Source organism: Microlunatus endophyticus (assembly GCF_014646195.1).
Taxonomy (GTDB): domain Bacteria; phylum Actinomycetota; class Actinomycetes; order Propionibacteriales; family Propionibacteriaceae; genus Microlunatus; species Microlunatus endophyticus.
On sequence record NZ_BMMZ01000004.1, the window covers coordinates 279810 to 304833 of the forward strand.

Consider the following 25024-nt stretch of genomic DNA (forward strand, 5'->3'; position numbering starts at 1 on the left):
CTGCGGGCCGGGGTTCAGTCGCCGACCGGTTCCTCGCGTCCGCCGGTGATCGTGATCAGCTGGGCGTAGCTCAGCGGGACGATGGTGTGGGGCGTCCCGCCGGCAACCCACAAGGGGTCGTAGTCGCTCAGACTGACGTCGATGATCGTCGGCACCGGCCGCGGATGCCCGGCCGGAGCAACACCGCCGATCGCCTGACCGGTTGCGGCCCGGACCTGTTCCGGATCGGCCCGGATGATCCGGGCCAGCCCGAGGCGTACGGCCAGGGCATCGGTGTCGACCCGGTGCCGGCCGCTGGTCATCACCAGCAGCGGCGATTGCCGGCCGTCCATGTCTTCTGCCATGAAGACCAGGCTGTTGGCGATGGCACCGACCTCGCAGTCCAGTGCCGCGGCTGCCAGAGCGGCCGTCTTCGCCGAGTCCGGCAGCACCCGGATCTCGGAATCCACGCCCGCCGACCGCAGCGCGTCCTGCACGATCCGGCTCCGCTGGGGCAGCTGCCCGTCTGCCGCGGTCACAGCGTCTTGTGGACCGCGGTCAGGTCCAGGTAGTCCTGGGCGTTGGAGATGACCTTGTCGACCTCGGCGTCGGAGAGCTCGCGGCGCACCTTGCCGGGCACACCGGCGACCAGGGATCGCGGCGGGATAACCGTGCCCTCCAGGACTACGGTGCCTGCGGCGACCAGCGACCCGGTCCCGATCTGGGCGCCGTTGAGCACGGTCGCCCCCATCCCGATCAGGACGTTGTCGGCGATCGTGCAGCCGTGGATCACTGCCAGGTGCCCGACGCTGACGCCGGAGCCGACCAGGCTGGGCCGGCCGAAGTCTGTGTGCACGACGACGTTGTCCTGGAGGTTGCTGCCGGTGCCGATCCGGACCTCGGCCATGTCGGCGCGGATCACCGCGCCGTAGTAGACCGAGGAGTCCGCCTCGAGGGTGGCGTCGCCGATGACCGTCGCATTGGGCGCCAGCCAGGCGGTCGGGTCGATCGTCGGCGACTTCCCGCGGTAGGAGAGCACCAGAGCCGACATCGTACGAACCGGCCCTGAACCGGGCTGCTGATCGGGCTGCTGATCGGGCCCGGCACTGGGGTCAACGCTTGCCATGCGCTTCATCCTCCCATCCGTCCCGGGTCGGGCCCGATCCACCTCGCGCCGACCCCGACTTGTCCCCGGTGACCCGTACTCTGACGACCATGATCACGCCGAAGCTCGCCGGCGGCCTCCGTCCGGCCGCCCGTGCCGCCGGTCGCCGGCAGGTGCTGTGGGTCCTGGCGGCGGCGTTCGCGGTGTGTTCGGTGCTCGACCTGGCGGCCGAGGCGTTCGGTTGGGACGCCTCAGCCGACGTCTTCCGTACGTTCGCGCTCCCGCTCCTGATCGGCTGTCTGGTCGCTGCCAGGCCGCCGATCAACCGGACGATCAGGTTGCTGGTCGGGGGACTGCTCTTCTCCTGGCTCGGTGACACCGTGGGCGAGATCGGGTTCATCGTCAAGATCGGCTTGTTCCTGGTCGCCCAGTGGTTCTTCATCGGTGCCTTCTGGCCGTATCGGGCCAGGAGCCTGCTGCGCAAGCCGATCGCGCTCGCCGGCTACGCCGTCCTGCTGGTCGTCCTGGTCGCGGTGCTGATCCGACCGGCGGGCGAGCTGGCTGTCCCGGTGATGGCCTACGGAGCGAGCCTGGTCGCCATGGCGATCCTGGCCAGTGGTCTGAACCGGTGGGGCACCGTCGGCGGTCTGTGCTTCGTGGTCAGTGACACGCTGCTCGGGATGGACCGGTTCTACGTGCTGGCGATGCCGGACCTGATGGACTTCCTGATCATGCTCAGTTACCTGGTCGCGGAGGTGCTGCTGGTCGTCGCGGCAGTCACGGCGGTCCGCAATCGCTACGATCACCGGCAACTGCCGGACTCCAGACCGTCCTGATCGGGTCATCCCGACCGGACGCCGTGACCGAATCGGAGGCACCATGCCGCTGACCTGGACCCTGAAGGGCGACGGCCGGACCGTTCCGGCCGACCAGATCGTCGCGCCGTACGAGCGGCTGAGCTGGCCGCGCACCATCGGCATCGGCGCCCAGCACGTCGTGGCGATGTTCGGCGCTACTTTCCTGGTGCCGGTGCTGACCGGGTTCCCGCCGAGCACGACGCTGTTCTTCTCCGGGATCGGCACGATCATCTTCCTGATCATCACCGCCAACCGGCTGCCCAGCTATCTCGGATCCTCCTTCGCCTTCATAGCGCCGATCACCGCCCTGAGCGCCGAGCACGGCCGCAGCGGCGTGCTGGTCGGCATCATCGCGGTCGGACTGCTGTTGCTGATCATCGGACTGATCGTCCAGCTCACCGGCACCCGCTGGCTGGAGGTGCTGATGCCGCCGGTCGTCGCCGGCGCGATCGTCGCGCTGATCGGACTCAACCTCGCGGGAACCGCCAAGAGCAACTTCGTCAAGCAGCCGGTGGTCGCGGTGATCACGCTGCTGGCCGTGATCCTCTCCGCTGTGGTGTTCCGCGGCCTCCTGGGCCGGCTGTCGATCTTCGTCGGGGTGGCGATCGGCTACGTCGCCGCGGTGATCGGCGGCGACGTGGACTTCAGTGCGGTCTCCAAGGCCGCCTGGCTCGGGCTGCCCGACTTCACCGCTCCGACCAATCCTTTCTCCCATCCCGAGTTGTGGGGCATCCTGCCGGCGTTCCTGCCGATCGTGCTCGCCCTGGTCGCCGAGAATGTCGGACACGTCCGCGGAGTCGCCCAGATGACCGACCCGAGCGTCAACCGGCTGACCGGGCGGGCGTTGATGGCCGACGGTCTGTCGACCATGCTCGCCGGTGCCGGCGGCGGTTCGGGCACCACCACCTACGGCGAGAACATCGGGGTGATGGCGGCCACCAAGGTCTACTCGACCGCCGCCTATTGGGTCGCCGCACTGGTGGCGATCATCCTCGGCATGTCACCCAAGATCGGCGCCGCGATCAACACCATCCCTGCCGGCGTGCTCGGTGGCGTGACGACAGCCCTCTACGGCCTGATCGGGATCATCGGCGTCAAGATCTGGATCGACAACCGAGTCGACTTCTCCCGACCGGCCAACCAGTTGACCGCCGCAGTCGCGTTGATCATCGGCATCACCGATCTCACCTTCCACGAGGGCCAGGTGACCATCGGCGGCATCGCACTGGGCAGTATCGCGGCTGTGCTGATCTACCACCTGATGAAGATCATCGGCCGGTGGCGGGGGACCGATCCGGGCCGGCCCGCAGAGCCGGACATCCGTGCCGACCTGGAACCGGCCGACGAACCGAGACCGCGCCGCGGGCTGTGAGGTCGGCGGGTGATTGTCGGGGAGGAAATTGTCGGACGGGGATTGTCAGCGCCGGCCGTGCAGCACTCTGGCCGCGACCACGCCGCCGACCGCGCCACCCAGATGCGCCTGCCAGGAGATCCCGGCCTGGCCGGGGAACACACCCCAGATCAGCCCGCCGTAGAAGAACAACACGGCAACGCCCAGGATGATCCGTCCCGGTCGCCGGTCGAAGAACCCGCGGGTGATGACGTAGGTCAGCCAGCCCATGATGAGCCCACTGGCACCGAGCACGATGGTGCCCGCGGGCGTCAGCAGCCAGGCGGCCAGCCCGGAGAAGATCACGCAGATCAGCGACGCCTTGACCCAGCGGGCGAAGCCGCCCAGCGCGGTGATGAAGCCAAGCACCAGGAACGGCAGCGAATTGCCCTGCAGGTGCTCGAAGCTGCCGTGCAGGAACGGGGCGCTGAAGATCTCGGGCAGCCCGGTGACCTCTCGGGCATGGATACCGTATTGGTCGAGCGAGTTGCCGGTCGCCTGGTCGTAGAACTCCAGCAGCCACATGAATCCGAGCACGCCCAGCACCAGCAGGCCCGCCGCGATCGGATTCATCCGGTCCCGTCCGCCGCGGTGCAACGGCACACCGGGCGCCCGCGCAGGGCCGTACGGCCGGTACGACTGCGGGGCCGCGTCTGGTCGCCGCCAAGTCATGGTCGCTGCCCATTCATGGTGCTTCGAGAGTATCCGGGGCGGTCAACCTCGCCGGATCCGCTCCCGCTGCCGCTCGTGACTGCTGCTCCGCCTCTAGAGTCGGGTCATGACGCTTCCGGTCGACCCCGACCTGAGACCCGTTTCCGTCGCGACCGCGGACGGGTCCGGAGCCCACTACTGGGTGTGGGGTGATCCGGCGGCGACCACCACCGTCGTCGCGGTGCACGGCTTCCGGGGCGACCATCACGGGCTGCTGCCGATCGTCGTCGGACTGGACGACGCCCGGGTGGTGACGCCCGATCTGCCGGGTTTCGGCGTATCGGCCGCCTTCGACTCCGGCCCGCACGATGTGGACGCGTACGCGGCCTGGCTCACCACGTTCTGCCGGCAACTGCATCGGACCGGCGACCGGTTGGTCGTCGTCGGACACTCATTCGGCTCGGTGATCGGTGCCGCCGCGGTGGCCGGCGGCCTGTGTCCGGATGCGCTGGTGCTGATGAATCCGATCGCGGCTCCCGCACTTGCCGGCCCCCGCGCGGTGCTCTCGACGATCGCACTCGGCTACTACCGCGCTGGTGCGCGGCTGCCGGAATCGCTCGGCAATGCATTGCTCACCAACCCGGTGATCGTCCGTGCACTCAGCGAGGTCATGGCCCACACCGCCGATCCCGCTCTGAGGTCCTGGATCCATGATCAACACCGCCGCTACTTCTCCTCGTTCGCCGACCGCCGGGTGGTTGTCGAAGCCTTCGAGGCATCCGTGTCGCACGACATCGGCGAGTACGCCGCACGGATCAGTGTGCCCACCCTGCTGATCGCAGGCGATCGTGACGACATCGTCCCGGTCGCCGCCGTGCAGCGGCTCGCCGGGGAGCTCACCGACAGCCGGTTGCTGGTGCTCGCCGATGTCGGGCACTTGATCCACTACGAAAGGGCCGAGCCTGCCGCGGCGGCGATCAACGAATTCCTTGCCCGCCGGCTGGGGGGATCAACTTCCGGTAGGCCGTGATCAACTCGGCCGCATGGTGCTCGGGACTGAAGGCCTGCCGGACGGTCGCTGCCGCCCGCGAGGCGGCGATCACCGGCGCCGGGTCGGCGGCGAGCCCGACCAGCGTTGCGGCCAGCCCGGCCTCATCCGATGGCGCCAGGATCCCCGGGCCGTCGAGACCTTCCTGCAGGGCCGGGTCGCAGTAGAGCACCCCGCGCAGCGCCATCACCGCCTCGACCACTGTCATCGGCTGGTTGTCGAAGCCGTACGACGTCAGCACGGCCAGTTGCGAAGCCGTCAGCAGCTCGGCCACGTGATCATGGTTCTGCCTGCCCAGGAAGGAGATCCCGGGCCGGCCGGCCGCAATTGCGATGGCGTCTTCCAGCTGTGGACCGGCACCGACAACGGTGGCCTCGATCGCGCCCGGACCGAGCTGGTCGATAGCCGCGACGACTGCCCGGACGAAGACCAGGATGCGCTTCTCGGGAACGCACCGGCCGATCCAGATGATCTTGAGCGGACCGTCGACCGACGTCAGTACGGTGGCAGCGGGCACGCGGGAGACCGTGTTCGGCAGGACGGCGACGTTGTCGAGGCCCGCTCGCCGCAGCCGCTCGGCCTGGTGTGCTGATCCGGACAGCACCAGGTCGGCCCGCCGGGCGATCGTCAGCGTCATATTCCGCAGCGCGTTGTCAGCCGGTCGGTCGGCAAGGTCCGCGGTGGTCGGCGGCATGCCGGTGATCAGCTGGTGGAAGCGGCGTACCGCCGGTGCCAACAGCCGCTGACCTCTCGGCGGCGCCTGCCAGAAGAACGTGTGCACGGTGTGGACCACCGGAAGCCCGGCCTCGGACGCAGCGGCGGCGGCCGCGGTCGCCAGCCCGAATTCGGATTGCAGGTGGACGACCTGGATCCGCCGGTCCGCCAGGAGGCGCGCGATCCGAGTCCGCGATCGACGGCTGTTGACCACGATCGGGAGGCCGAGCGCGGGAAGCGTGAAGCCGGACCGGATCCGTACGTGCTGGATCGCGGCGGCGGGCCGCACCCGTTCCCAGACCTCTTCCGGTGACGGCGACAGCAGCAGGACCGTGGCGCCGGTGGCGGCGAGCGCGGCAGCCTCCTGCAGCAACGCGGTCTGGGCGCCGCCGAGATAGCCGAGGCTGTAGTCGCAGACCACCGCGACGCGGAGGCCGTCGCCCACCTGCACGGCATCGGTCGGGGCATTCATGGTGGTTCAGCATGGCAGACCCGATCAACCCGCTGAGCAACGATTCAGGCTTGTGTGCCCGCTCAGTTCTGAGCAGTGGCTCAGCAAGTCAGGAGCCTGACCTGTCCGAGCGGTTCACTGGCGCTGTCAATCAGACCAGGGTGGGATCTTCGCGCTGCAGCCGTCCACCCAGAGTCTGTTCCGGATAACCCGACAGGACACAAGGTGGCTCACCACATCGCCAGCAACCCGCCCGGATGTCACGGTTGATCCATGCACAGCCACACGAGTCGATGCCAGCTGGAGTGCCGATGATCGGACACGGCATGGCGACCGCGATCGCGATCACGCTGGCGGTGATCGACTCGAGTTGTTTCGCCGCGGCCGCGGTCTACCAGCAGCGGGCCGTCCGGAGGACCGTCCGGCATCGGCTCACGGTGCGGGAGCTGATCGCACTCCCGGCCCAGCCCGGTTGGCTCGGCGGCGTCGGTCTGGCGACCCTGGGCATCTGCCTTCATATCGTCGCGCTGGTGCTGGCGCCCGTGTCGCTGGTTCAGCCGATCGGAGTGCTCGGCGTCCCCATCGCGGTCCTGCTGGCCGCACGGCTCGCCGGACGCCGGCCGGCACGAGCCACGATCGTGCCGATCCTGCTGTGCCTGACCGGAATCGGCGCGTTCGTCTGGCTGACGGCATCGCAGGTCAGCTCCGACCACGTCGTGCCGGTGGGTGTGCTGGTCGTCGCCGAGGTGGTCGTACTCGCGGCGATGGCGGCGGGCGGATTGCTCGCCCATCACCTCCACGGCTGGTCCCGCTGTCTGGTCAACGCCGTCGCCGGCGCTCTGGGTGTCGGCATGGTCGCGGCCCTGATGCGCGCTCTGGTGCAGCATGTCGGCACCGATGCCGGACGGCTGTTCGATCTGCAGACGCTCGCCCTGGTCGGGCTGATGGCCCTCAGCGGAGCGGCCGGCGGCTGGCTGGTGCAGCAGGCGTACGCCAGCGGTCCCGCCGAGGTGGTGCTGGCCAGCCTGACCGTGATCGACCCGGTGATCGCCGTGGTCGTTGGACTGGTGGTGCTGGGTGAGGGCGCCGGGCTGACGGCGACCACCGGGATGATCATGATCACCTTCGGGGTGATCGCTGCGACCGGTGTCGTCGTGCTCGCCAAGACCCATCCCGAGGTCGCGGTCCACAAGCGCCCGCGTCCCGAGGGCGGCTCGTTGCACGACGATCAGCGTGCGGTCGTCGAAAGCTCGTGGTGAAGAGGTCTGTGGTGAAGAGGTCCGTGGTGAAGAGGTCCGTGGTGAAAGGAATGGCGATGAAGATCGTGATCGGTGCCGACACCTATCCGCCCGATGTCAATGGAGCTGCCAACTTCTCGCAGCGGCTGGCGCGCGGGCTGGCCGCACGCGGACACCGGGTGCATGTGTTGTGCGCGTCCTCCACGGGCCCGCAGACGATCGAATACGACGGTGATGTGGTCGTCCACCGGATCAAGTCCTTCAGCTATCGCAAGTACGAGACCCTCCGGTTCGCGCTGCCGTGGCTGGTGACCCCCGAGGCCCAACGACTGATCGCCCAGGTGCGGCCCGATGTCGTTCACATCCAGTGCCACATGCTGATCGGTCGAGGCCTGGCAAGGGCTTCGCAAAGGGCCGGGATCCCCTACATCGCGACGAATCACTTCATGCCCGAGAACGTTCTCGGCTATGCGCCCTTCCCGGACTGGGTCAAGCCCTCCGTCGGCCGGTGGACCTGGCGCGATCTCGCCTCGGTCTACGGAGCGGCCGATCTGATCACCGCGCCGACGGCCCGGGCGGTCCAGCTGCTGACCGACGCGACCGGGCTGTACGCCGAGCCGGTCTCCTGCGGAATCGACTCCGACCGCTACTGGCGGGCGGCCCAGCACGCAAACGGTCGGGCAGCGGACGAGCGGACGATCTTGTTCGTCGGCCGGCTCGACCCGGAGAAGCGGATCGACGAGTTGATCAAGGCCCACGCCAGGCTGCCGCTCGAGATGGGTGCCCGGCTGGAGATCGTCGGTGACGGTGAGCAGCGGCAGGCGCTGGAACGGCAGGCCATCGATTATGGAGTCTGGGACCGCGTCGCCTTCCGTGGCAAGATCAGCGACGCCGAACTGCTGGACGCCTACGGTCGGGCCACGGTCTTCTGCATGCCGGGCATCGCGGAATTGCAGAGTCTGGTGACGCTGGAGGCGATGTCGGCCGGCAGGCCGGTGGTCGCCGCCGACGCGATGGCACTGCCGCACCTGGTGCATTCCGGTCACAACGGCTGGCTCTACACACCGGGTGACGTCGGAGAGCTCGCGATGCGGCTGTCGACCCTGCTCACCGATCCCGAGCTCTGCCGTCGGATGGGCCGGCACAGTCGGGGACTCGTCGCCCAGCACGCCCTGGGCGCCACCCTGGACCGATTCGAGGAGATCTACCAGGCGGCCGGCGCACGGACGCCGGTGCTGCTGCGCGCTGCCTGAGCGGACAGTGCTATGACAGCCCTATGACTCGTTTCGCCGCACCAGAGATCAAGATCACCGACCTGCACCAGGCTATCTCGGCATCGATGACCAAGATCAGCCTGGAGCTGGTCGAGTTGTCCATGGCCCTGCATGCCGACCCGGAGCTGTCGATGGATGAGCATCGGGCGGCGGCCCGGATCAGTCAATTGCTGGAAGACCATGGGTTCAGCATCGAGCGCGGGATCGCCGGGCTGCCGACGGCGTTCCAGGGCTCCGTCGGCGAGGACAAGCCGGTGATCAGCTTCCTCTGCGAGTACGACGCGCTGCCCGGCGTCGGGCATGGCTGCGGTCACAACCTGATCGCCGCCGGTGGAGTGGGGGCGGCGATCGCGCTCAAGGAAGCGCTCGGAGATGATCTTGCCGGCACCATCCGGTGTATCGGCACTCCCGGCGAGGAGGGCAAGGGCGGCAAGATCATTGAGCTCCGGGAGGGCGTCTTCGACGACGTCGACGCGGCCCTGATGTTCCATCCGGGCGTCTCGACCCAGCCCTGGCGGCATGCGACCGCCTGTGTTGACATCGACATCGTCTTCCACGGCATCGCCGCCCATGCGGCGGGATCGCCATCGCAGGGCCGGAGCGCGCTGGCGGCGGTGATCCAGCTCTTCAACGGGATCGATTCACTGCGCCAGTTCATCCCCGAGACGTCACGGATCCACGGCATCATCACCGACGGCGGCCAGGCCGCCAATATCGTTCCCGAACGGGCCGCCGCCAACTTCATGGTGCGCGCCCTGCGCAGCACCGAGGTGAGCGAATTGCTGGACCGGGTGAAGGCGATCATCGAGGCGGCCGCGCTGGCCACCGGGACGACGTACGAGATCACCGCCGGCGAGGTGTATGCCGAACGCAAGAACAACCACGTGATCGCCAGCCGCTGGGCTGCTCATCTTCAGCGGCTGGGGGAGTGGGTCGAGGAGCCGGTGCTGCGCGGCGGTACGGGATCCTCCGACATCGGCAACATCAGCCTGGTGCTGCCGGCCATCCATCCCTACCTGCAGATTGCCGAACCGGGGACCCCGGGGCACTCGCACGCGATGGCGGCGGCGGCTGGTGAAGCACCCGCGCAGGAGCGGATGCTGCACATGGCCGAGGCGCTGGCCGCGGCCGGCGGCGACCTGCTGACCGAACCCGAACTGCTCGAGGCGGCCCGAGCCGAGTTCGCGACCTCGGAGCCGGACTTCCCGGCCTGACGGACCGTGTCGCCGGAACGCATCAGCCGGGAGTCGTGCGGCTGCGCCGTTCGATGAGGATCGTGTCGCGCCATCGCCCCGCCCACGGGCCGTGAGACATCCTGCCGATGCGTTCCCGACGGCCGACGACGCGGAATCCGAGCCGGTCATGCAGGGCGAGGCTGGCTGTGTTCTCCTCGAAGATGCTGCTCTGGATCGTCCAGATCCCTGCTGCCTCGGTGGCGTCGATCATGGCCTCGAGGAGCTGGCGGCCGACGCCCTGCCCGCGTGCTGCGTCGCCGACGTAGACGGAGTGTTCGACGACACCGCGATACACCGGCCGCGTCGAGGTCGGTGAGACGGCTGCCCACCCGACAACCGTCCCGTCCGCCGTGGCAGCCACAACCCGTGCGACGCCCAGTTTCTGGGCGTCGAACCGCTCCCAGTCACCGGGCGCGGACTCGAAGGTGGCATTCCCGGTCGCAATGCCTTCGGCGTAGATCGCCCGGACCGCGGGCCAGTCGTCGGCCTGCAACGCCCGCACCGCCACCGGGGCACCGGTCATGGGCGCGGGAGCTGGTCGAGCAGATCGATCCGACCGGGGAGGGCCCAGTAGTAGACCCAGGTGCCGCGGCGCTCGCAGTCGATCAGGCCGGCCTCACGCAGCTTGCGGAGGTGGTGGGAGACGGTCGGCTGGGAGACGCCGACATCCTGGATGTCGCAGACGCAGACCTCGCCCCGGGCTCCGGCGATCCGCGAGTAGAGCCGGAGCCGAACGGGGTCGGCCAGTGCTTTGAGCAACCCCGCCAGCTCTTCGGCCAGGGCGGGTGACAACTCGTCCCCCACCGTGCCCGGCGCACAGACCGGGGCTGTGCCAGGTCCGGAAATCCGGAGCAGCTGCTCCGGCACATGGTTGGTGGCGGTCACATCACCTATGGTGACACTCGTATTGACAACTGTCGAACCAGCGACCAGGATTGCTGCATCGACATTCGTCTAATCACGCGGTCCCGTGACTGCAGACAGAGGTGTTCCTGATGGCTGAATTCCCCGAGCTGCCCGTGGTCGTCCTGGGCGCCGGACCGGTGGGGCTTGCCGCGGCCGCCGAATTGGTGGGGCGGGACCAGCAGGTCGTCGTGCTCGAGGCCGGATCCCGGCCGGCTGCCGGCGTACGGTCCTGGGGCCATGTCCGGCTGTTCTCGCCGTGGTCGGAGTTGACGTCACCGGCCGGCATAGCGCTGCTGGGAGCAACCGGGTGGCAGCATCCTGATCCCGATGGCTATCCGACCGGCGCGGAGTGGGTCGGCGATTATCTGGCACCGCTGGCCGTCGCTCTGGGGGATCGGGTCCGGCCGGGTCACCGGGTGGTCGGCGTGTCCAGGCGGGATCGCGATCTGCTGGTCGACTCGGGGCGGGGTGACCAGCCGTTCGTCATCCACGCCGTGGTCGGCAGCACAGCGGGCGAGCAGACGATCGTACGGATCCCGGCGCGTGCGGTGATCGACGCCACCGGGACGCTGGGCCGGCCCAACCCGCTCGGAGCCGAGGGCTTTCCGGTCTCCGGCGAGGCGGCAGCCGCCGAGCGGATCCGGTACGCGATGCCCGCCCCCGGCACCGATGCCGACCGCTACGCCGGAAAGGCGACAGCCGTCGTCGGCTCCGGGGCATCGGCCCTGACAGCGTTGATCGCCTTGACCTCCGAACCCTTGCACACGCAGGGATCCCGGGTTGTCTGGGTGCTACGCCGGGGTGCAGTCGGCGGCTCCTACGGTGGCGGCGAGGCCGACGAGCTTCCGGCCCGCGGAGCGCTGGGGATCCGGGTTCGCGAAGCGGTCCGGGCCGGATTGATCGAGGTCGTCACGGGCTTTCGCACCGTTGCCGTCGAGCAGGCGGACGACCAGCACGGCTCCAGGGTCGTACTGGTGGGCTCGGACGGGCGCCGGATCGCCGACCTTGATCAGATCGTCGGCGTGACCGGCTTCCGGCCGGATCTGTCCTTCCTGTCCGAGGTACGCCTGGAGCTGGACAACCGTCTCCAGGCGCCGGTGCGCCTGGCCCCCGAGATCGACCCGAATCTGCATTCCTGCGGGTCCGTGCGGCCACACGGCCACCGGGTGCTCGCCCAACCCGAACAGGGTCTGTACCTGGCCGGGATGAAGTCGTACGGCCGGGCGCCGTCCTTCCTGGCGATGACCGGCTACGAGCAGGTGCGGTCGATCGCGGCCGTATTGTCCGGGGATCTCTCCGCTGCCGACGACGTGCAGCTGGTGCTACCGGACACCGGGGTCTGCGGCGGAGCCGGGCTCTTCGACGAGGCTACGTCGGCGGGCGGCTGCTGCGCTGCACCGGCCGAGCCGCAGTTCGTCGAGCTGGGTGCGCCGGCCGCGACGGTCGTACGGGATCGTGCCGCCCACTGAGGCGTCGGCCCGGCAGACCGGAGCGTCGGCCCCGGCGCGTACGGCGCCCGCCGGTGTCCTGCCGGGGGCATCGACCTCGACCGCAGCCGCCTTCTCGGCTGCGCTGGTGGTGTCCGCGGGTGTCGGGATCCCGGTCCGACGGCTGCTGGATTGTCGTGGCCCGCACGCGGTCATGACCGGTGGATCGGTGCTGGCCGTTACAGCGGTCGGGCTGATCGCCTGGTCGCCGACCCTCACGCCGTCGTCCTCCGACATCCCTGGCCCAACCGCGCCAGACAGCACCGGGTGCTCGGCGATTCCGCCCCGGACCATCGCCTCGAGCCGGCAGTTCGTGCTGCTGGCCACCGGCATGGCGCTCGCGGCACTGGCGATCGACGCCGCCTTGATCAACATGATTCCTTTGCTGACCAGCAACGGGATCCGTCCCCGGATGGCCTCCTGGCTGCTCGCGGCGGCCGCTGCCGGCACGATCCTGCTGGCCCTCAGCAGCACACCCCGGTGGGTCGCATGACAGTCCAGCAGACGGGCCCCGGCGCCACCCGGCACCTCGGCGGATCAGGTCATCGCGGCACACCGGCCGCGCAGCTGTCCCCGGTGGACCGCTTCCTTCCGATCTGGATCCTGGCCGCGATGGCGAGCGGGCTGCTGCTTGGCAGGTTGGTTCCCGGTCTGAGCGATGGTCTGGGCGCGATCGCCGTCCAGGGTGTGTCGCTGCCGATCGCGATCGGTCTGCTGATCATGATGTATCCGATCCTGGCCAAGGTCCGCTACGCCAGGCTCGACGCGGTCACCCGCGACATCCGCACTCTGGTGTTGTCGGTGATCTTGAACTGGGTGATCGGACCCGCACTCATGTTCGCCCTCGCCTGGCTTCTGCTGCCGGAGCTCCCTGCCTACCGGACCGGACTGATCATCATCGGCCTGGCCCGCTGCATCGCGATGGTGATCATCTGGAACGATCTCGCCTGCGGGGACCGAGAGGCTGCCGCCGTACTGGTGGCGATCAACTCCGTGTTCCAGGTGATCGCCTTCGGACTCCTCGGCTGGTTCTACCTCTCCGTCCTGCCGGGATGGCTCGGTCTGCAACAGACCCGGCTGGACGTCTCCGTCGCCAGGATCGCCGTTTCGGTGGGGATCTTCCTCGGGATCCCCCTCGTCGCAGGTTTCCTGACCCGCGGCGTCGGTGAACGCGTCCGTAGCCGGGACTGGTACGAGAACCGGTTCATCCCGAGGATCGGTCCGTACGCCCTGTATGGCCTGCTGTTCACGATCGTGATCCTGTTTGCCCTGCAGGGTGGCCACATCATCAGCAGGCCGTTGGATGTGGCACGGATCGCATTGCCGCTGCTGGCCTACTTCGTCCTGATGTGGGGTGGCGGCTTCGTCCTCGGACGGGCGGTCGGCCTGCCGTACGAACGCACCACGACGCTCGCGTTCACCGCCGCCGGCAACAACTTCGAGCTCGCGATCGCTGTCGCGATCGCCACTTTCGGCGTCGGCTCCGGCCAGGCTCTCGCCGGCGTCGTCGGGCCACTCATCGAAGTCCCGGCCTTGCTCGGCCTGGTCCATCTGTCCCTGGCCCTCCGCCGCCGTTACCCGTCACACTGAAAGGCGCGATCTATGTCCGAGTCCAAGCCCTCGGTGTTGTTCGTCTGCGTCCACAACGCCGGACGATCCCAGATGGCCGCCGGTTACCTGACCCACTACGCCGACGGAAAGGTCGAGGTCCTGTCCGCCGGATCCGAACCCGGCGTCGCGATCAACCCGATCGCCGTTCAGGCCATGGCCGAAGACGGCATCGATATCACCGGTCAGAGACCCAAGATCATCACGAGCGATGCCGTCCTGACCTCCGACGTCGTGATCACCATGGGTTGTGGCGACACCTGCCCTTTCTACCCGGGCATCCACTACGAGGACTGGATCCTCGATGATCCGGCCGGCCGGCCCATCGGGGCTGTCCGGCCGATCCGAGATGAGATCAAGCGCCGGGTCCTCGCGCTCCTGGACGAACTCGTCCCGGACCGGGAGTCTCAGGCCGCGATCAATCACCGATCCCGCGGATGATCTTGGCCGGCGGCCGCTCGCCCCGGACGCTGGCGACGAGGTCAACGACCTGACGAACCTCAGCGACCTGATGCACCCGGTGGATCTGGGCGCCGAGGAAGGCGCAGATCGCCGTCGCCGCCAGGGTCGCCGGCACCCGTTGATCGGTCGGCAGATCGAGGGTCTCGCCGAGGAAATCCTTGTTGGACACCGATACCAGCACCGGCCAACCGGTCGCGACCAGCTCGCCCAGCCGGCGGGTGACCTCCAGAGAGTTCAGGGTGGTCTTGCCGAAATCGTGTGCCGGATCGATGATGATCGACTCCCGTGCCACGCCGGCTGTCAGTGCCCGGTCGGCCAACGCGGTCGTGGCGGAGATCGCATCGGCCACCACGTCGTCGTAGGAGGCCACGAACCGATCCGTACGCGGCTCCAGGCCGCCGGTGTGGGTGCACACCAGTGCTGCATCGAATTCCGCGGCCACATCCGCCATCGCGGGGTCGTAGCCGCCCCAGGCGTCGTTGATCAGATCAGCGCCGGCCGCACACGCCTGCCGGGCCACCGGCGCCCGCCAGGTATCGATGCTGATCACCACCGCCGGGTGGCGCTCGCGGATCGCCGCGATGAATCCGACCGTCCGGCGGGACTCCTCGTCGGCGTCGACCGGGTCTCCGGCGCCCGCCTTCACACCGCCGATATCGATGATGTCGGCGCCGTCGGTGATCAACTGGTCGACCCGCGCCAGGGCACGTTCCTGATCCCAGGTAGCGCCGTGGTCGTAGAAGGAGTCCGGGGTCCGGTTGACGATCCCCATCACCAGCGGCGTCGTCCGGTCGAAGGCCTTGTCCCGCAGCCGGAGCCGGGGATGGGCGCCACCGGCTTCCGGGGCCGGATCGATCGGGTCGGGACGGTCATAACGCTGCTCGTGATCCGGGGACACCGATCGAGTGTGTCAGGTGCCCGCACCGTTCGTGCACCCATCCTGGATGCCGATCCGACAACACAGCGGAGGTGATATGCGAGGCACCTTGGTTAAATCCGTGTTTCATTGCGATATTCGGTCCGGAATCGCTTGCGCAGATTCTGTCAAAGCACTTAGCGTATTTCCGTGCCCGGGGACCTGCACCGGCGGGCGAACACCGCCGCCGTGCTTCGCTGCCTGGCCGGCCATGGGCCGGCCAGCCTGGCGACGCTGCGCGGCCTGACCCAGCTGTCCAGGCCGACCCTTGAGTCGATCCTCGCGGAACTGGCGACCGACCGGCTCGTCGCCCAGACCGACCCGCGACCGGTCGATGGGAAGACGGGAGCCGGTCGACCGGCCCGCAACTACTTGATCAACCCGGACTGTGCCTTCGTCGCCGGCGTCGACGTCGGCCGGCACAAGGTGCTGGCCGCCATCTCCGACCTGACCGGGAACGTACGCACCTGGGAGCGCGCCGAGGTGCCACCGGGAACCGGTGGGCCGGAGTTGCTCGCCCTGGTGCAACAGACGGTCGTCTCGGCGGCATCGCGCATCCCGATCGGACTTGATCATCTACGCGGCATCACGGTCGCCGTCCCCGGCGCGGTCGACGCGTCCGGCCGGATCACCCGGTCGGTCGTCGTCCCGCAGTGGAGCGGTCACGACATCGGCCGCGTCCTCAGCGACTGGGCCGGCATTCCGATCATGGTCGGCAACGACGCCAATCTGGCCGTGCTGGCCGAGCAACGCCTGGGTGCCGCGCGGTTGTGCCGTGACGTCGTCTACATCCTGGCCGGCCGCCGGACCCGGGCGGCCTTCATGATCAACCAGACCGTGCACAACGGCCGGCACGGCGAGGCCGGTGAGATCGGCTCGGTCCCGGAGCTGTTCTTCGACACCCCGGAGATCCTGCTCGGCGACGAGAATGCCGACAGTGAACAGGTGGTTGGTGTCTTCACCGCGGCTCGTACGGGCGATCCGGACAGCCGGGACCGGGTGCGCCGGTTCTGTTCCGAGCTGGCCCGCAGCATCCGCTTCCTGATCACCGTCCTGGATCCGGAGGTGGTCGTGATCGGCGGCGGCCTGGCCGGCGCAGCCGATCAGATCGTGCCCGCTGTGCTCGATGATCTCGGAGCATCCGCGCGCGGCACTCCGGTGGTCGGGTCCGAGCTCGGGGACACCGGCGTCGCGCTCGGTGCCGTGCACCAATCCCTGCTGTCGGCCGCCGCAGACGACCCGTTGATCGCCGCGGTCGTCGCCCCCTAGCCCTCCTGAAACCCAACTCAGTAACGAGAACAGCAAAAGAACAAAGGAGATCCCAGTGTCACCATTGGTCCCGCCGGCTTCCGAGCCGCTCCGGGTCGGCATGGTCGGAGCCGGCGGCATCGCCGGCGCCCACCTGCCCGCCTGGCTCGGTCTCGGCGCCCAGGTCAGCGTGTACGCCCTCGACGGAGCACCCGAATTGACCGCCTACTTCGGCGGCGGCACGGTGGTCGGTTCCTTCGAGGAGTTGATCAGTCAGGTCGACGTCGTCGACGTGGTCACGCCGACGCCCTTCCACCGCGAGTACATCGAGGCCGCGGCGGCGGCCGGCAAACACGTCGTCAGCGAGAAGCCGCTGGGACGTACGGCTGCCGACGCCCGTGCCGCGATCGACGCCTGCGCTGCGGCCGGGGTGCAGCTCTACCCGGGCCACGTGGTCCGGTTCTTCAGCGAGTACGAGACCATGCACCGCGAGGTGGAGAAGGGAACGATCGGTGAGATCGCGGTGCAGCGTTTCACCCGCGGCGGCACCCGTCCGGACCGGGCCTGGTATCACGACGACGCCCAGTCCGGGGGCATCATCCTGGACCAGATGATCCATGATCTGGACTTCGCCCGGTGGAATGCCGGCGAGGTGAGCACCGCGTTCGCCCGGATCTCCAAGAACGGCGAAGGTCTGGACGCCATCGTCAACGCGCAGGTCGTGCTCACCCATGTCTCCGGTGCCATCTCCTATGTGGGCGGCGTCTGGGCGCGCCCGGGCACCACCTTCCGGACCACCTTCGAGATCGCCGGGACCGGCGGCATCCTGCGCCACGATTCGACGCAGTACAAGCCGGTCGTCATCGACGGCGGCACCCCGGACGAGTCCGGCACCGGCCTGCTGCCCGCCATGCGCGGGGTCAGCCCGTTCACGACCGAGCTGGGTGAATTCGCCCGGGCCTTCACCGTCGGACCGGCTCCACGGGTGAGTGCCGAGGACGGCTATGCCGCCACCGTGATCGCCGAGGCCGCGATCACGTCCCTGGAAACCGGCCAGCCGGTCTCCGTCGAGCTCGCAGGAGTTGCAGCATGAAGATCGCCGTCCTGTCCTTCGCCCATCTGCACGCGATGTCGTACCTGCACGCGTTGTCCCAGCGCGACGACATCGAACTGGTTGCCACCGATCCCGATCACGCCGATCGGGCCGAGGGGGAGAGCGGCGGACCCGAGATCGCCGCGATGTTCGGCGTCCGCTACCTGGAGAGCTACGACGATGTTTGGGAGTGGGGTCCCGATGCGGTGATCATCTGCTCGGAGAACTCCCTGCACCGGCCGCTGGCGGAGCAGGCGGCGGCCCGCGGTGCGCACGTGCTCAGCGAGAAGCCGCTGGCGACGTCCGTCGAGGATGCCCAGGCCATGGTCGATGCCTGCGAGCAGGCCGGGGTGACCTTGATGATCGCCCATCCGGTTCGCTTCTCGACTGCCTTCCTTGAATTGAAGGACGCCTACGACGCCGGTGTGGTCGGCACGGTGAAGTCCGTGCTGGGGACCAACAACGGCCGGCTGCCGATGAACGTCCGCAAGTGGTTCGTCGACAAGGAACTGGCCGGTGGCGGGTCGATCACCGATCACACCGTGCATGTCGCCGACCTGCTGGACAGCCTGCTCGGCGGTGTCGAGGCCACGAGCGTCTACGCGGTCAGCAACAAGATCCTGCACAGCGACGAGGTCGAGGTGGAGACCGGCGGTCTGGTCTCGATCGAGTACGCCAACGACGTGATCGCGACGGTCGACTGCAGCTGGTCCAAGCCGGACTCGTACCCGACCTGGGGCGGACTGACCCTGCAGCTGGTCGGCAGCAGAGGGATCGCGGACATGGACGCCTTCAACGCCCGGGTCGACGGTCACTCCGAGACCGACAAGAACGGTCTCTGGTTCCCGTACGGTGTCGACGCCGACCAGGCGATGATCAACGAGTTCCTGGACGCGGTGGCCAGCGGAAAGAAGCCAGGCCCGGACGGTCGGTCCGGGCTGCGGACGGTGTCCATCGTGCAGGCGGCGTACGAGTCGGTCCGGACCGGGCAGACCGTCACCCTGTAGTCGCACCGGACGAAACAGCCCAGCATGCGGACTTCTCGGCCGGGGCCCGTTGCGGCCCCGGCCGGGCAGCCTGACAGGATGAATGCTGTGAAGATCGGCGTTATCGGTACAGGACAATTCGCCCGCAGTTTCATCGGGCTCTGGCAACTCCATCCGGACGTGGAGGAGGTGTACGCCACCGACCTCGTGCCCCAGCGCGCGGAGGAGCATCGGCAGAAATATGATCTTGCCGGTACTTTCGCCGATGTCGATGAGCTGCTTGCCTCCGATGTCGATTCGGTCGCGATCATGACTCAGCGCTGGACCCACGGTGAGCTGGCGATCAAGGCCCTCGAGGCCGGCAAGAACGTCTACTCGGCGGTGCCGATGGCGATCACGGTCGAAGAGATCGAGGCCATCGTCAAGAAGGTCGAGGAGACCGGCCTGATCTACATGATGGGCGAGACCAGCTACTACAACCCGGCCGTCGTGTGGGCCCGGAGCAAGATCGCCAACGGCGAGCTCGGCCGGGTCTTCTACTCCGAGGGCGATTACGTCCACGACATGGACAACGGCTTCTACGCCGCCTACCAGTACAGCGGCGGCGACAACTGGAAGCAGACCGCCAGCTACCCACCCATGCTCTACCCGACCCACGCCATCGGCGGCGTTCTCGGCGCGCTGCCGACGCATGCCACCAGCGTCAGCTGCATCGGGATCCGCGACGATCGTGGCGACGGCGTGTTCGACAAGGGGGTTTCCTTGTGGGGCAACGAATTCTCCAACATGTCGGCACTCTTCGAGCTGGCCGACGGCGGCGCCATGCGGACCAACGAGTTCCGCCGGGTCGGCTACTGGAACGGGCACGAGTCCCGGTTCCGCTTCTACGGCACCGATGCGGTGATGGAGCAGACCGGTCACGGCGCCACCTTCAGTGTCAAGACCGAGGGCGAGGACTACGCCAAAGGCGAGACGATCGACATCAGCGATCTCTTCTACACCCACGGCGGCCAGATCCCCGAAGGCTTCGGCGACGTCGATCCGGCGCTGATGCAGAGCTTCGCCTCCGGCACCGCCAAGGTGCAGGACCGGTCCCGGCTGCCCAAGGAGTTCGAGGGCGCGCACAACGGTCACGAGGGCTCGCACCACTTCCTGGCCGATGATTTCGTCCGGGCCGTCACCGGCAAGACCCAGCCGCCGGTCAACGCGTGGACCGCCGCGCATTTCACCTTGCCGGGTGTCATCGCCTACGAGTCGGCCAAACAGGGCGGCGTACGGCTGCCGATCCCGGACTTCGGCGACGGCCCCGAGAAGCCGACCTGGTGATCGGACGGTAGAATCGTCGCGGCGATGGACCCCGCCAGGACTGTGGTGCAGTCCGAACCGCGACGATGCTGATGGCTCCTGAACGCATTCCCGCTGCGTAAAGGAGCCTGTCATGCCCGTACCCGGTCCACCCACCCCGGAGTTGCCGCCGTATCGGCGGCCGGTCTATCTCGCCGTCGTCGCCCTCGGCGGCGCGGTCGGGGCCGAGGTGCGCTACCAGCTCACGAACGTGGTCGCGCCGGCCATCTCCGCCCCCGCGATCACGTTCGTGATCAACGTCGTCGGCAGCCTGCTGCTCGGCGTGCTGCTGGAATCGCTGGCGCTCCGCGGCCCGGATGTCGGGCTCCGCCGTACGCTCCGGTTGCTGCTCGGCACCGGCTTCATGGGCGGATTCACCACTTACAGCACCCTGGCGCTGGATGCGGCGACCTATCTCGACACCGGGCACTGGGGAACCGGGATCGCGTACGGACTGGGTTCGGTCGTGGCCGGAGTGCTCGCCGCCGCGGTCGGCGTCTGGCTCGCTGCCGCCGTCCGCGGTCGGAAGGCGGTGGGGGAGCAGTGACGGCATTCCTCACCGCATTCCTCACCGCTCTCGGGGTCGCCGCGGCAGGTGGCATCGGTGCTGCAGCCCGGTTCGCCATCGATGGACTGGTCCGGGCCAGGCTCGCCCCGAGGTTCCCGGTCGGAACCATGATCATCAATCTCAGCGGCTCCCTGCTGCTCGGCCTGCTGGCCGGACTCGTCACCGCCGGACTCCCGACCGAAGCCCAGATCCTCGCCGGCACGGGATTCCTCGGCGGTTACACCACCTTCAGCTCGGCCTCGGTCGAGACCATCCGGCTGATCCAGGAACGGCGCGCTGCGGCGGTGATCGCCAACGGGATCGGCATGGTCGTCCTCGCGACGGCGCTCGCCTTCGCCGGCATGATCATCGGCCGCTCGTTCTGAGCCGCATCCCCGGCCCGGTCAGGTGCTGCTGATCTCCAGGGACAGTCGTGCCGTACGCTCCTCACCGGCCGCCAACTTGAGCGCGCTCGCTGAGACCCGCCGGGCATCGTGCAGTCCGTGGGCCGGCCAACTGCTGCTCGGAGTCAGCGACAGGAAGTAGCCGGTGCCGAACCAGGGATGCCCGTCGGTGCCGCCGGCCTCCAGCTGGTACCAGAGGTAGGGCCACGGGTCGGCGTCCCAGTCGAGCGTGACCGCACATCCCAGCACCCGGTTGGTGATCGTGGCCCGGGTCTGTGACAGGTCGGTCAGATAGGCCATCCGGTTCTCCGAACCCGGCTCCGGCAGGTAGCGCAGATTGATCACCGACGATCGTCCGGGGGTCCGGGGCCACGGCATCGCGTCCTCGTAGTCGGAGTCGTACAGGATCGTCGCGTCCGGATGCACCAGCGCGGCGGGGCAGTCGATCTCGGTGTCCTTGCTGATCAAGGGGGCGCCGAACTGCAGGTTGCTGCCCCACATCACGTCGCGGTCCTCGGTGCCGAGGTTGCGGACGGTCTCGGTCACCGTGACCGTTGCGTCCGTGAGCGAGACGATCTTGGTCATCGCCACCGGGCTGCGCCGCAGCCGTGTCGTCATGGTGATCTTCGTGTCGGACAGTTCGACGACGTCGAATGGTGAGATCCGGGCCTCGCCGTCGAATCCCTGGTCGGCGCCGTCGACCGTCACCGTGTCGCCGCCGTTGGGGAAGATCGACTCCCAGCCGCCCGGGTCGACGTCGTAGCGCTCCGTCTCAGCCGTCCCGCTGAGCTGAGGTACGCCCCGCGACGGGAGCCCCCACGGCGTCCGGTGCAGCAGTTCGAACTCGTCGGCCGTCCTGCGTACCGACGTGATCGCAGCGCCGAACTGGGGAAGCACGTCGACCGTCACCATCGACGAGGCCAACCGGACCACTGGCCAGCCGCGCACCTCGAACTGCTCCGCCATCGACGCTCCTTCTGCTCAAGCACCGCCACGCCGGATCGTCCCGGCGCCGCTGCTGGGCAGAGCCTACCGAGCCGACAGCGGCCCGGGGTCAGTCGGTGATCCGTAGTGCCGTGACCGACTCCAGCAGCGAGTTGCTCATCAGCAGAGTGACCGCGCCGCGTGGCATGTCGAAAGCGATGTCGCCGGTCACCGTCTGACCGGAATGCAGCACGCCGTCGGCGAGCAGCGGCGGCTTGGCTCCGACCTCGGTGGTCTGGAAGAGATTCCCGGTCTCGTCGAAGGTCTGGAAGAACTCCGGACCATAGCTGACCCGGCCATCGCTGGCGCTGATCTTCAGTTCCAACTGCAGGAACTGGCCGTAGCGCGGAGGTTCCGCACCGGTGGTCGTCCAGTCGTGCGACACCAGCGTCAGTCGGCCGCTGCCCTCGCTGGAGGTGAAGCTGATGGAATTCGGCCCGTCACTCGGTAGCGCCGACGGCTGCGGCGTCGGGGTCGGCGAGGCCTGCTCCCGAGCCGCCTGCTGGTCACCGTGCACGGCATGGATGGAGGCGATGACCACGATCAGGACGACGACGCCGATCAGCGCGGCGGTGATGATGGCGGGTCGCCGGTCCTTCTTCGGCCCCTGCGGCTGGGGCGGGCGCTGCGGATGCGGGCGCTGCGGATGCGGGCGCTGCGGATACTGGGGACCGCCGGACCCGGCGTTCGGATGGCCGCCGAAGCCCGGGGTCGACTGGTTCTGGTAACCGAAGCCGTACGGCGGTTGCCGGTAGGGGTCGGCACCAGCACCTCCGTTGCCCGGGGGCGCGAAATCCGGTCCTCGGCGGTCCGGACCGAGCTCGGGTGGCTGGGAACTCATCGGCACCAAACGTACCGCCGCGCACCGCAGAAGAAAGTGCTGGCGTCGCGTCGCCGGTTATCCACAGCATCGCGGACCTGCCGGGTTGTCCACAGATTCGGCTCCATGCTGAACCACTTCGCCGAACAGGCCCACTGTTCAGAGTGTGACCACCTCTTCGCTTCCATCGCCGGTTCCGTCCCGTCGCCCTGATCGGGGCCAGGACTGCCGCCCCGGCCGTCGCTCTGACCGTCGCCACCGCCGGAAGGGCGCCGGCTCCACCCCACCACGAGCTGACGGCTCCGACATCCGGCGACTCAAGGTCGATCACCCCGAGGACCTGCTCGCCCTGATGCCGTACCTGCTCGGTTTCCAGCCGTCGGAGTCGCTGGTGATGATGGTGATCGCCGACCGGACCGTCAAGGTCACGGTGCGCGTCGACCTGGTCGATGATGTCACCGGCGTCGCGCAGAAATTCGGCGCGATCGCCGTCACCAACCGCGCCACCGGCGTCGTCCTGATCGCCTACAGTGCCGACCCCGGACGAGCAGACGCGATGCTGCTGCCGGTGATGGACAAGCTCTCATCGCTGCGGGTCATCGAGGCGATCTACACCGACGATCACCGGTGGTGGTCGCGCAGCTGCGGTCCGGACTGCTGTCCGGCCGAGGGCACTGCGTACGACCCTGGCAGCAACCGGCTGGCCGCCGAGGCGGTCTTCCACGGCATGACCAGCTATGCCGACCGCACCGAGCTCGAACGGCTCACAGCGGGCCCGGACGACGCCGACCTGCCGGGACTGCGCCGGCAGGCAGACCAGCTGGCCGGCGTGATCCGGTCCCGCGCCCTTCGGCTCCGCAAGACCCAGATCCGCGATCTGGTTTCCGGCTACGTGGACCGCCGGACCGCCGGCGAGGGCGTCGACCTGTCCGACCGAGAGTTGATCACCCTCGCGCTGCTGGTGATGGACGTCCCGGTCCGCGACGAGGCCTGGTCGATGATGGAGCGACAGACCGCCTGGATCCATGTCGAGCTCTGGCAGCAGGTGGTCTCCCGTGCGGTCCCGGCACTGGCGACGCCGGCGGTGTGCCTGCTCGGGATGGCCGCCTGGATCCAGGGCCAGGGGGCTCTCCAGGTGTGCTGCATGGAGCGGGCGCGTCAGCTGACGCCGGAGTATTCGATGGTCCGGACCCTGCAGGAGATCAACGAGCGGGCGGTGCCGCCCGCGGTCTGGGACCGGATGAAGGGCGGGGTCCGGGAGGGCCTCGACGCCGGCTACCGCCGGACCTGACGCCGGGACCGGGTCGGTCCGTCGCGTCCGGCCCACTAGATTGAGCGCCATGGCGGCTGAGCGGCGGTTCGTGGTCTGCGGTGAGACCTTGATCGATCTCGTCCGGGACGAGGACCGTCCGGGCGACACGTTCTCCACCGGCTGGTCGGCGCTGTCGGCCGGCAGCCCGATGAACACAGCGGTCGCGTTGTCGATGCTCGGCGCCGACAGCCACTTTCTCGGCCGGATCTCCACCGACGAATTCGGCCGGCAACTGCGCGGGCATCTGGAGAAGGCCGGCGTCGGGCTCGACCTGGCGGTCTCCAGCGATCAGGTGACGTCGCTGGCCGTGGTCAGTCTCGACGAGCGCGGCAAGGCGTCGTACGCCTTCCACTTCGACCAGACGGCCAACTTCGGCTGGCAGCCCGACGAGTTGCCGGCGCTGGTGCCGGAGGACTGGATGCACATCGGCTCGCTGGCCCTGATCGTGCCACCGGGCGCCGGGGTGCTGCTGGAGTGGCTCCGGTCGGTGACGGCGCCGATCTCGATCGACATCAACGTCCGGTCGTCGGTGGTCACCGATCCGGCCGACTACTGGCACCGCATCACCGGCTGGCTGCAGGTCGCCGGGCCGACCGGAGTGATCAAAGCCAGCGACGACGACGTCCGGTTCCTGGCCGGCGACTGGCAGCCCGCCGCCGAGCGCTGGGTGTCCGACTTCGGGCTCGGCATGGTCGTGATCACCCGCGGCGAGGACGGTGCCAGCGCGCTGACCGGCGACGGCTGGACCCACATACCGGCCTATCCCACCGAACTGGTCGACACGGTCGGCGCCGGAGACACCTTCATGGCCGGGTTCCTGGACGGCCACGTACGCCTCAGCCTGCCGCTGGAGGAGTCACTGCGCCGCGGTGCAGCAGCAGCCGCGATCGTCTGTGCCCGGCAGGGTGCCCAGCCGCCGACCGCCGCCGAGATCGAGGAACTCCAGGCCCGCACCGACCTGTGAT

27 protein-coding genes are annotated in these 25024 nt (G+C 68.6%); 18 read left to right on the forward strand and 9 right to left on the reverse strand.

The window, feature by feature from the left end; genetic code table 11:
- Positions 1–14: 14 nt before the first annotated feature.
- Positions 15–518, reverse strand: coding sequence for a YbaK/EbsC family protein (locus IEY07_RS10310; RefSeq protein WP_188895175.1), 504 nt, complete (start codon positions 516–518; stop codon positions 15–17).
- The gene (locus IEY07_RS10315; RefSeq protein ID WP_229669930.1) at positions 515–1105 is read right to left on the reverse strand and encodes a gamma carbonic anhydrase family protein; all 591 of its coding nucleotides are present in this window, start codon (positions 1103–1105) and stop codon (positions 515–517) included. Before IEY07_RS10315 ends, IEY07_RS10310 begins: the two co-directional genes overlap by 4 nt.
- 89 nt (positions 1106–1194) lie before the next feature.
- Here IEY07_RS10315 and IEY07_RS10320 point away from each other — a divergent pair, with 89 nt between their 5' ends.
- A complete protein-coding gene (locus tag IEY07_RS10320) occupies positions 1195–1920 on the forward strand; it encodes a lysoplasmalogenase (protein ID WP_188895177.1) in 726 nt (241 codons plus the stop codon).
- Positions 1921–1963: 43 nt separating this feature from the next.
- Complete coding sequence (locus IEY07_RS10325; RefSeq protein ID WP_188895179.1) at positions 1964–3313, forward strand: uracil-xanthine permease family protein; 1350 nt, start codon at positions 1964–1966, stop codon at positions 3311–3313.
- A 45-nt stretch (positions 3314–3358) separates the two neighbouring features.
- Here the strand turns inward: IEY07_RS10325 and IEY07_RS10330 are convergent, their stop codons facing one another.
- On the reverse strand, positions 3359–4003 hold the full coding sequence (locus IEY07_RS10330; RefSeq protein ID WP_229669931.1) for a rhomboid family intramembrane serine protease: 645 nt from the start codon (positions 4001–4003) through the stop codon (positions 3359–3361).
- Positions 4004–4109: 106 nt separating this feature from the next.
- On the opposite strand from IEY07_RS10330, the gene IEY07_RS10335 reads away from it, so the two are divergent.
- Entirely contained in the window at positions 4110–5012 is a 903-nt protein-coding gene (locus IEY07_RS10335) for an alpha/beta fold hydrolase (RefSeq protein ID WP_188895181.1), read from the forward strand.
- Here the strand turns inward: IEY07_RS10335 and IEY07_RS10340 are convergent.
- Positions 4960–6216 carry a glycosyltransferase family 4 protein gene (locus IEY07_RS10340; protein WP_188895183.1) on the reverse strand — a complete coding sequence of 419 codons (1257 nt, stop codon included), beginning with the start codon at positions 6214–6216 and terminating at the stop codon, positions 4960–4962. The two genes, IEY07_RS10335 and IEY07_RS10340, sit on opposite strands and share 53 nt — an antisense overlap.
- A 290-nt stretch (positions 6217–6506) precedes the next feature.
- Between IEY07_RS10340 and IEY07_RS10345 the strand changes: the two genes are divergently transcribed.
- Genes IEY07_RS10345 through IEY07_RS10355 form a run of 3 tightly spaced genes read left to right on the forward strand, consistent with a single transcriptional unit; the run spans position 6507 to position 9921 of the window.
- Complete coding sequence (locus IEY07_RS10345) at positions 6507–7454, forward strand: hypothetical protein (RefSeq protein ID WP_188895185.1); 948 nt, start codon at positions 6507–6509, stop codon at positions 7452–7454.
- A gap of 56 nt (positions 7455–7510) precedes the next feature.
- Positions 7511–8686, forward strand: coding sequence for a glycosyltransferase (locus IEY07_RS10350; protein ID WP_188895187.1), 1176 nt, complete (start codon positions 7511–7513; stop codon positions 8684–8686).
- Positions 8687–8709: 23 nt separating this feature from the next.
- The gene (locus tag IEY07_RS10355) at positions 8710–9921 is read left to right on the forward strand and encodes an amidohydrolase (RefSeq protein ID WP_188895189.1); all 1212 of its coding nucleotides are present in this window, start codon (positions 8710–8712) and stop codon (positions 9919–9921) included.
- Between the two features lie 22 nt (positions 9922–9943).
- Here IEY07_RS10355 and IEY07_RS10360 read toward each other — a convergent pair whose 3' ends face one another.
- Both IEY07_RS10360 and IEY07_RS10365 read right to left on the reverse strand, forming a co-directional pair.
- On the reverse strand, positions 9944–10465 hold the full coding sequence (locus IEY07_RS10360; RefSeq protein ID WP_188895191.1) for a GNAT family N-acetyltransferase: 522 nt from the start codon (positions 10463–10465) through the stop codon (positions 9944–9946).
- Positions 10462–10827, reverse strand: a complete 366-nt coding sequence (locus tag IEY07_RS10365) for an ArsR/SmtB family transcription factor (protein WP_308422929.1) — start codon at positions 10825–10827, stop codon at positions 10462–10464. Before IEY07_RS10365 ends, IEY07_RS10360 begins: the two co-directional genes overlap by 4 nt.
- Before the next feature lie 110 nt (positions 10828–10937).
- Between IEY07_RS10365 and IEY07_RS10370 the strand changes: the two genes are divergently transcribed.
- From IEY07_RS10370 to IEY07_RS10385, 4 genes are read left to right on the forward strand one after another with little or no spacing between them, the layout of a single operon-like run.
- A complete protein-coding gene (locus IEY07_RS10370) occupies positions 10938–12317 on the forward strand; it encodes an FAD-dependent oxidoreductase (protein WP_188895193.1) in 1380 nt (459 codons plus the stop codon).
- Positions 12304–12828, forward strand: coding sequence for a hypothetical protein (locus IEY07_RS10375; protein ID WP_188895195.1), 525 nt, complete (start codon positions 12304–12306; stop codon positions 12826–12828). Before IEY07_RS10370 ends, IEY07_RS10375 begins: the two co-directional genes overlap by 14 nt.
- A complete protein-coding gene (gene arsB, locus IEY07_RS10380) occupies positions 12825–13925 on the forward strand; it encodes an ACR3 family arsenite efflux transporter (RefSeq protein WP_188895197.1) in 1101 nt (366 codons plus the stop codon). Before IEY07_RS10375 ends, arsB begins: the two co-directional genes overlap by 4 nt.
- Before the next feature lie 12 nt (positions 13926–13937).
- Entirely contained in the window at positions 13938–14384 is a 447-nt protein-coding gene (locus tag IEY07_RS10385; protein ID WP_188895199.1) for an arsenate reductase ArsC, read from the forward strand.
- Here the strand turns inward: IEY07_RS10385 and folP are convergent.
- Entirely contained in the window at positions 14362–15303 is a 942-nt protein-coding gene (folP, locus tag IEY07_RS10390; protein ID WP_229669932.1) for a dihydropteroate synthase, read from the reverse strand. The genes IEY07_RS10385 and folP overlap by 23 nt on opposite strands.
- Positions 15304–15471: 168 nt before the next feature.
- On the opposite strand from folP, the gene IEY07_RS10395 reads away from it, so the two are divergent.
- The 6 genes from IEY07_RS10395 (at position 15472) to crcB (ending at position 20925) form a co-directional block, all read left to right on the forward strand.
- Positions 15472–16590 (forward strand): ROK family protein, encoded by a 1119-nt coding sequence (locus IEY07_RS10395; protein ID WP_188895201.1) that lies wholly within the window; start codon positions 15472–15474, stop codon positions 16588–16590.
- Between the two features lie 55 nt (positions 16591–16645).
- Complete coding sequence (locus tag IEY07_RS10400) at positions 16646–17662, forward strand: Gfo/Idh/MocA family protein (RefSeq protein ID WP_229669933.1); 1017 nt, start codon at positions 16646–16648, stop codon at positions 17660–17662.
- The gene (locus IEY07_RS10405; RefSeq protein ID WP_188895202.1) at positions 17659–18669 is read left to right on the forward strand and encodes a Gfo/Idh/MocA family protein; all 1011 of its coding nucleotides are present in this window, start codon (positions 17659–17661) and stop codon (positions 18667–18669) included. Before IEY07_RS10400 ends, IEY07_RS10405 begins: the two co-directional genes overlap by 4 nt.
- A 78-nt stretch (positions 18670–18747) precedes the next feature.
- Positions 18748–19974 carry a Gfo/Idh/MocA family protein gene (locus IEY07_RS10410; RefSeq protein WP_188895204.1) on the forward strand — a complete coding sequence of 409 codons (1227 nt, stop codon included), beginning with the start codon at positions 18748–18750 and terminating at the stop codon, positions 19972–19974.
- 112 nt (positions 19975–20086) lie between these two features.
- Positions 20087–20539 carry a fluoride efflux transporter FluC gene (locus IEY07_RS10415; RefSeq protein ID WP_188895206.1) on the forward strand — a complete coding sequence of 151 codons (453 nt, stop codon included), beginning with the start codon at positions 20087–20089 and terminating at the stop codon, positions 20537–20539.
- Complete coding sequence (gene crcB, locus IEY07_RS10420) at positions 20536–20925, forward strand: fluoride efflux transporter CrcB (RefSeq protein ID WP_188895208.1); 390 nt, start codon at positions 20536–20538, stop codon at positions 20923–20925. Before IEY07_RS10415 ends, crcB begins: the two co-directional genes overlap by 4 nt.
- An 18-nt stretch (positions 20926–20943) precedes the next feature.
- On the opposite strand, the gene IEY07_RS10425 is transcribed toward crcB, so the two are convergent.
- Both IEY07_RS10425 and IEY07_RS10430 read right to left on the reverse strand, forming a co-directional pair.
- Entirely contained in the window at positions 20944–21909 is a 966-nt protein-coding gene (locus IEY07_RS10425) for a DUF4432 family protein (RefSeq protein WP_188895210.1), read from the reverse strand.
- Positions 21910–21997: 88 nt separating this feature from the next.
- Positions 21998–22768 (reverse strand): DUF4352 domain-containing protein, encoded by a 771-nt coding sequence (locus IEY07_RS10430; RefSeq protein ID WP_188895212.1) that lies wholly within the window; start codon positions 22766–22768, stop codon positions 21998–22000.
- Between the two features lie 145 nt (positions 22769–22913).
- On the opposite strand from IEY07_RS10430, the gene IEY07_RS10435 reads away from it, so the two are divergent.
- Positions 22914–24038 (forward strand): DUF4192 domain-containing protein, encoded by a 1125-nt coding sequence (locus tag IEY07_RS10435; RefSeq protein ID WP_229669934.1) that lies wholly within the window; start codon positions 22914–22916, stop codon positions 24036–24038.
- Between the two features lie 49 nt (positions 24039–24087).
- Positions 24088–25023 (forward strand): carbohydrate kinase family protein, encoded by a 936-nt coding sequence (locus IEY07_RS10440; RefSeq protein WP_188895216.1) that lies wholly within the window; start codon positions 24088–24090, stop codon positions 25021–25023.
- Position 25024 lies beyond the last annotated feature (1 nt).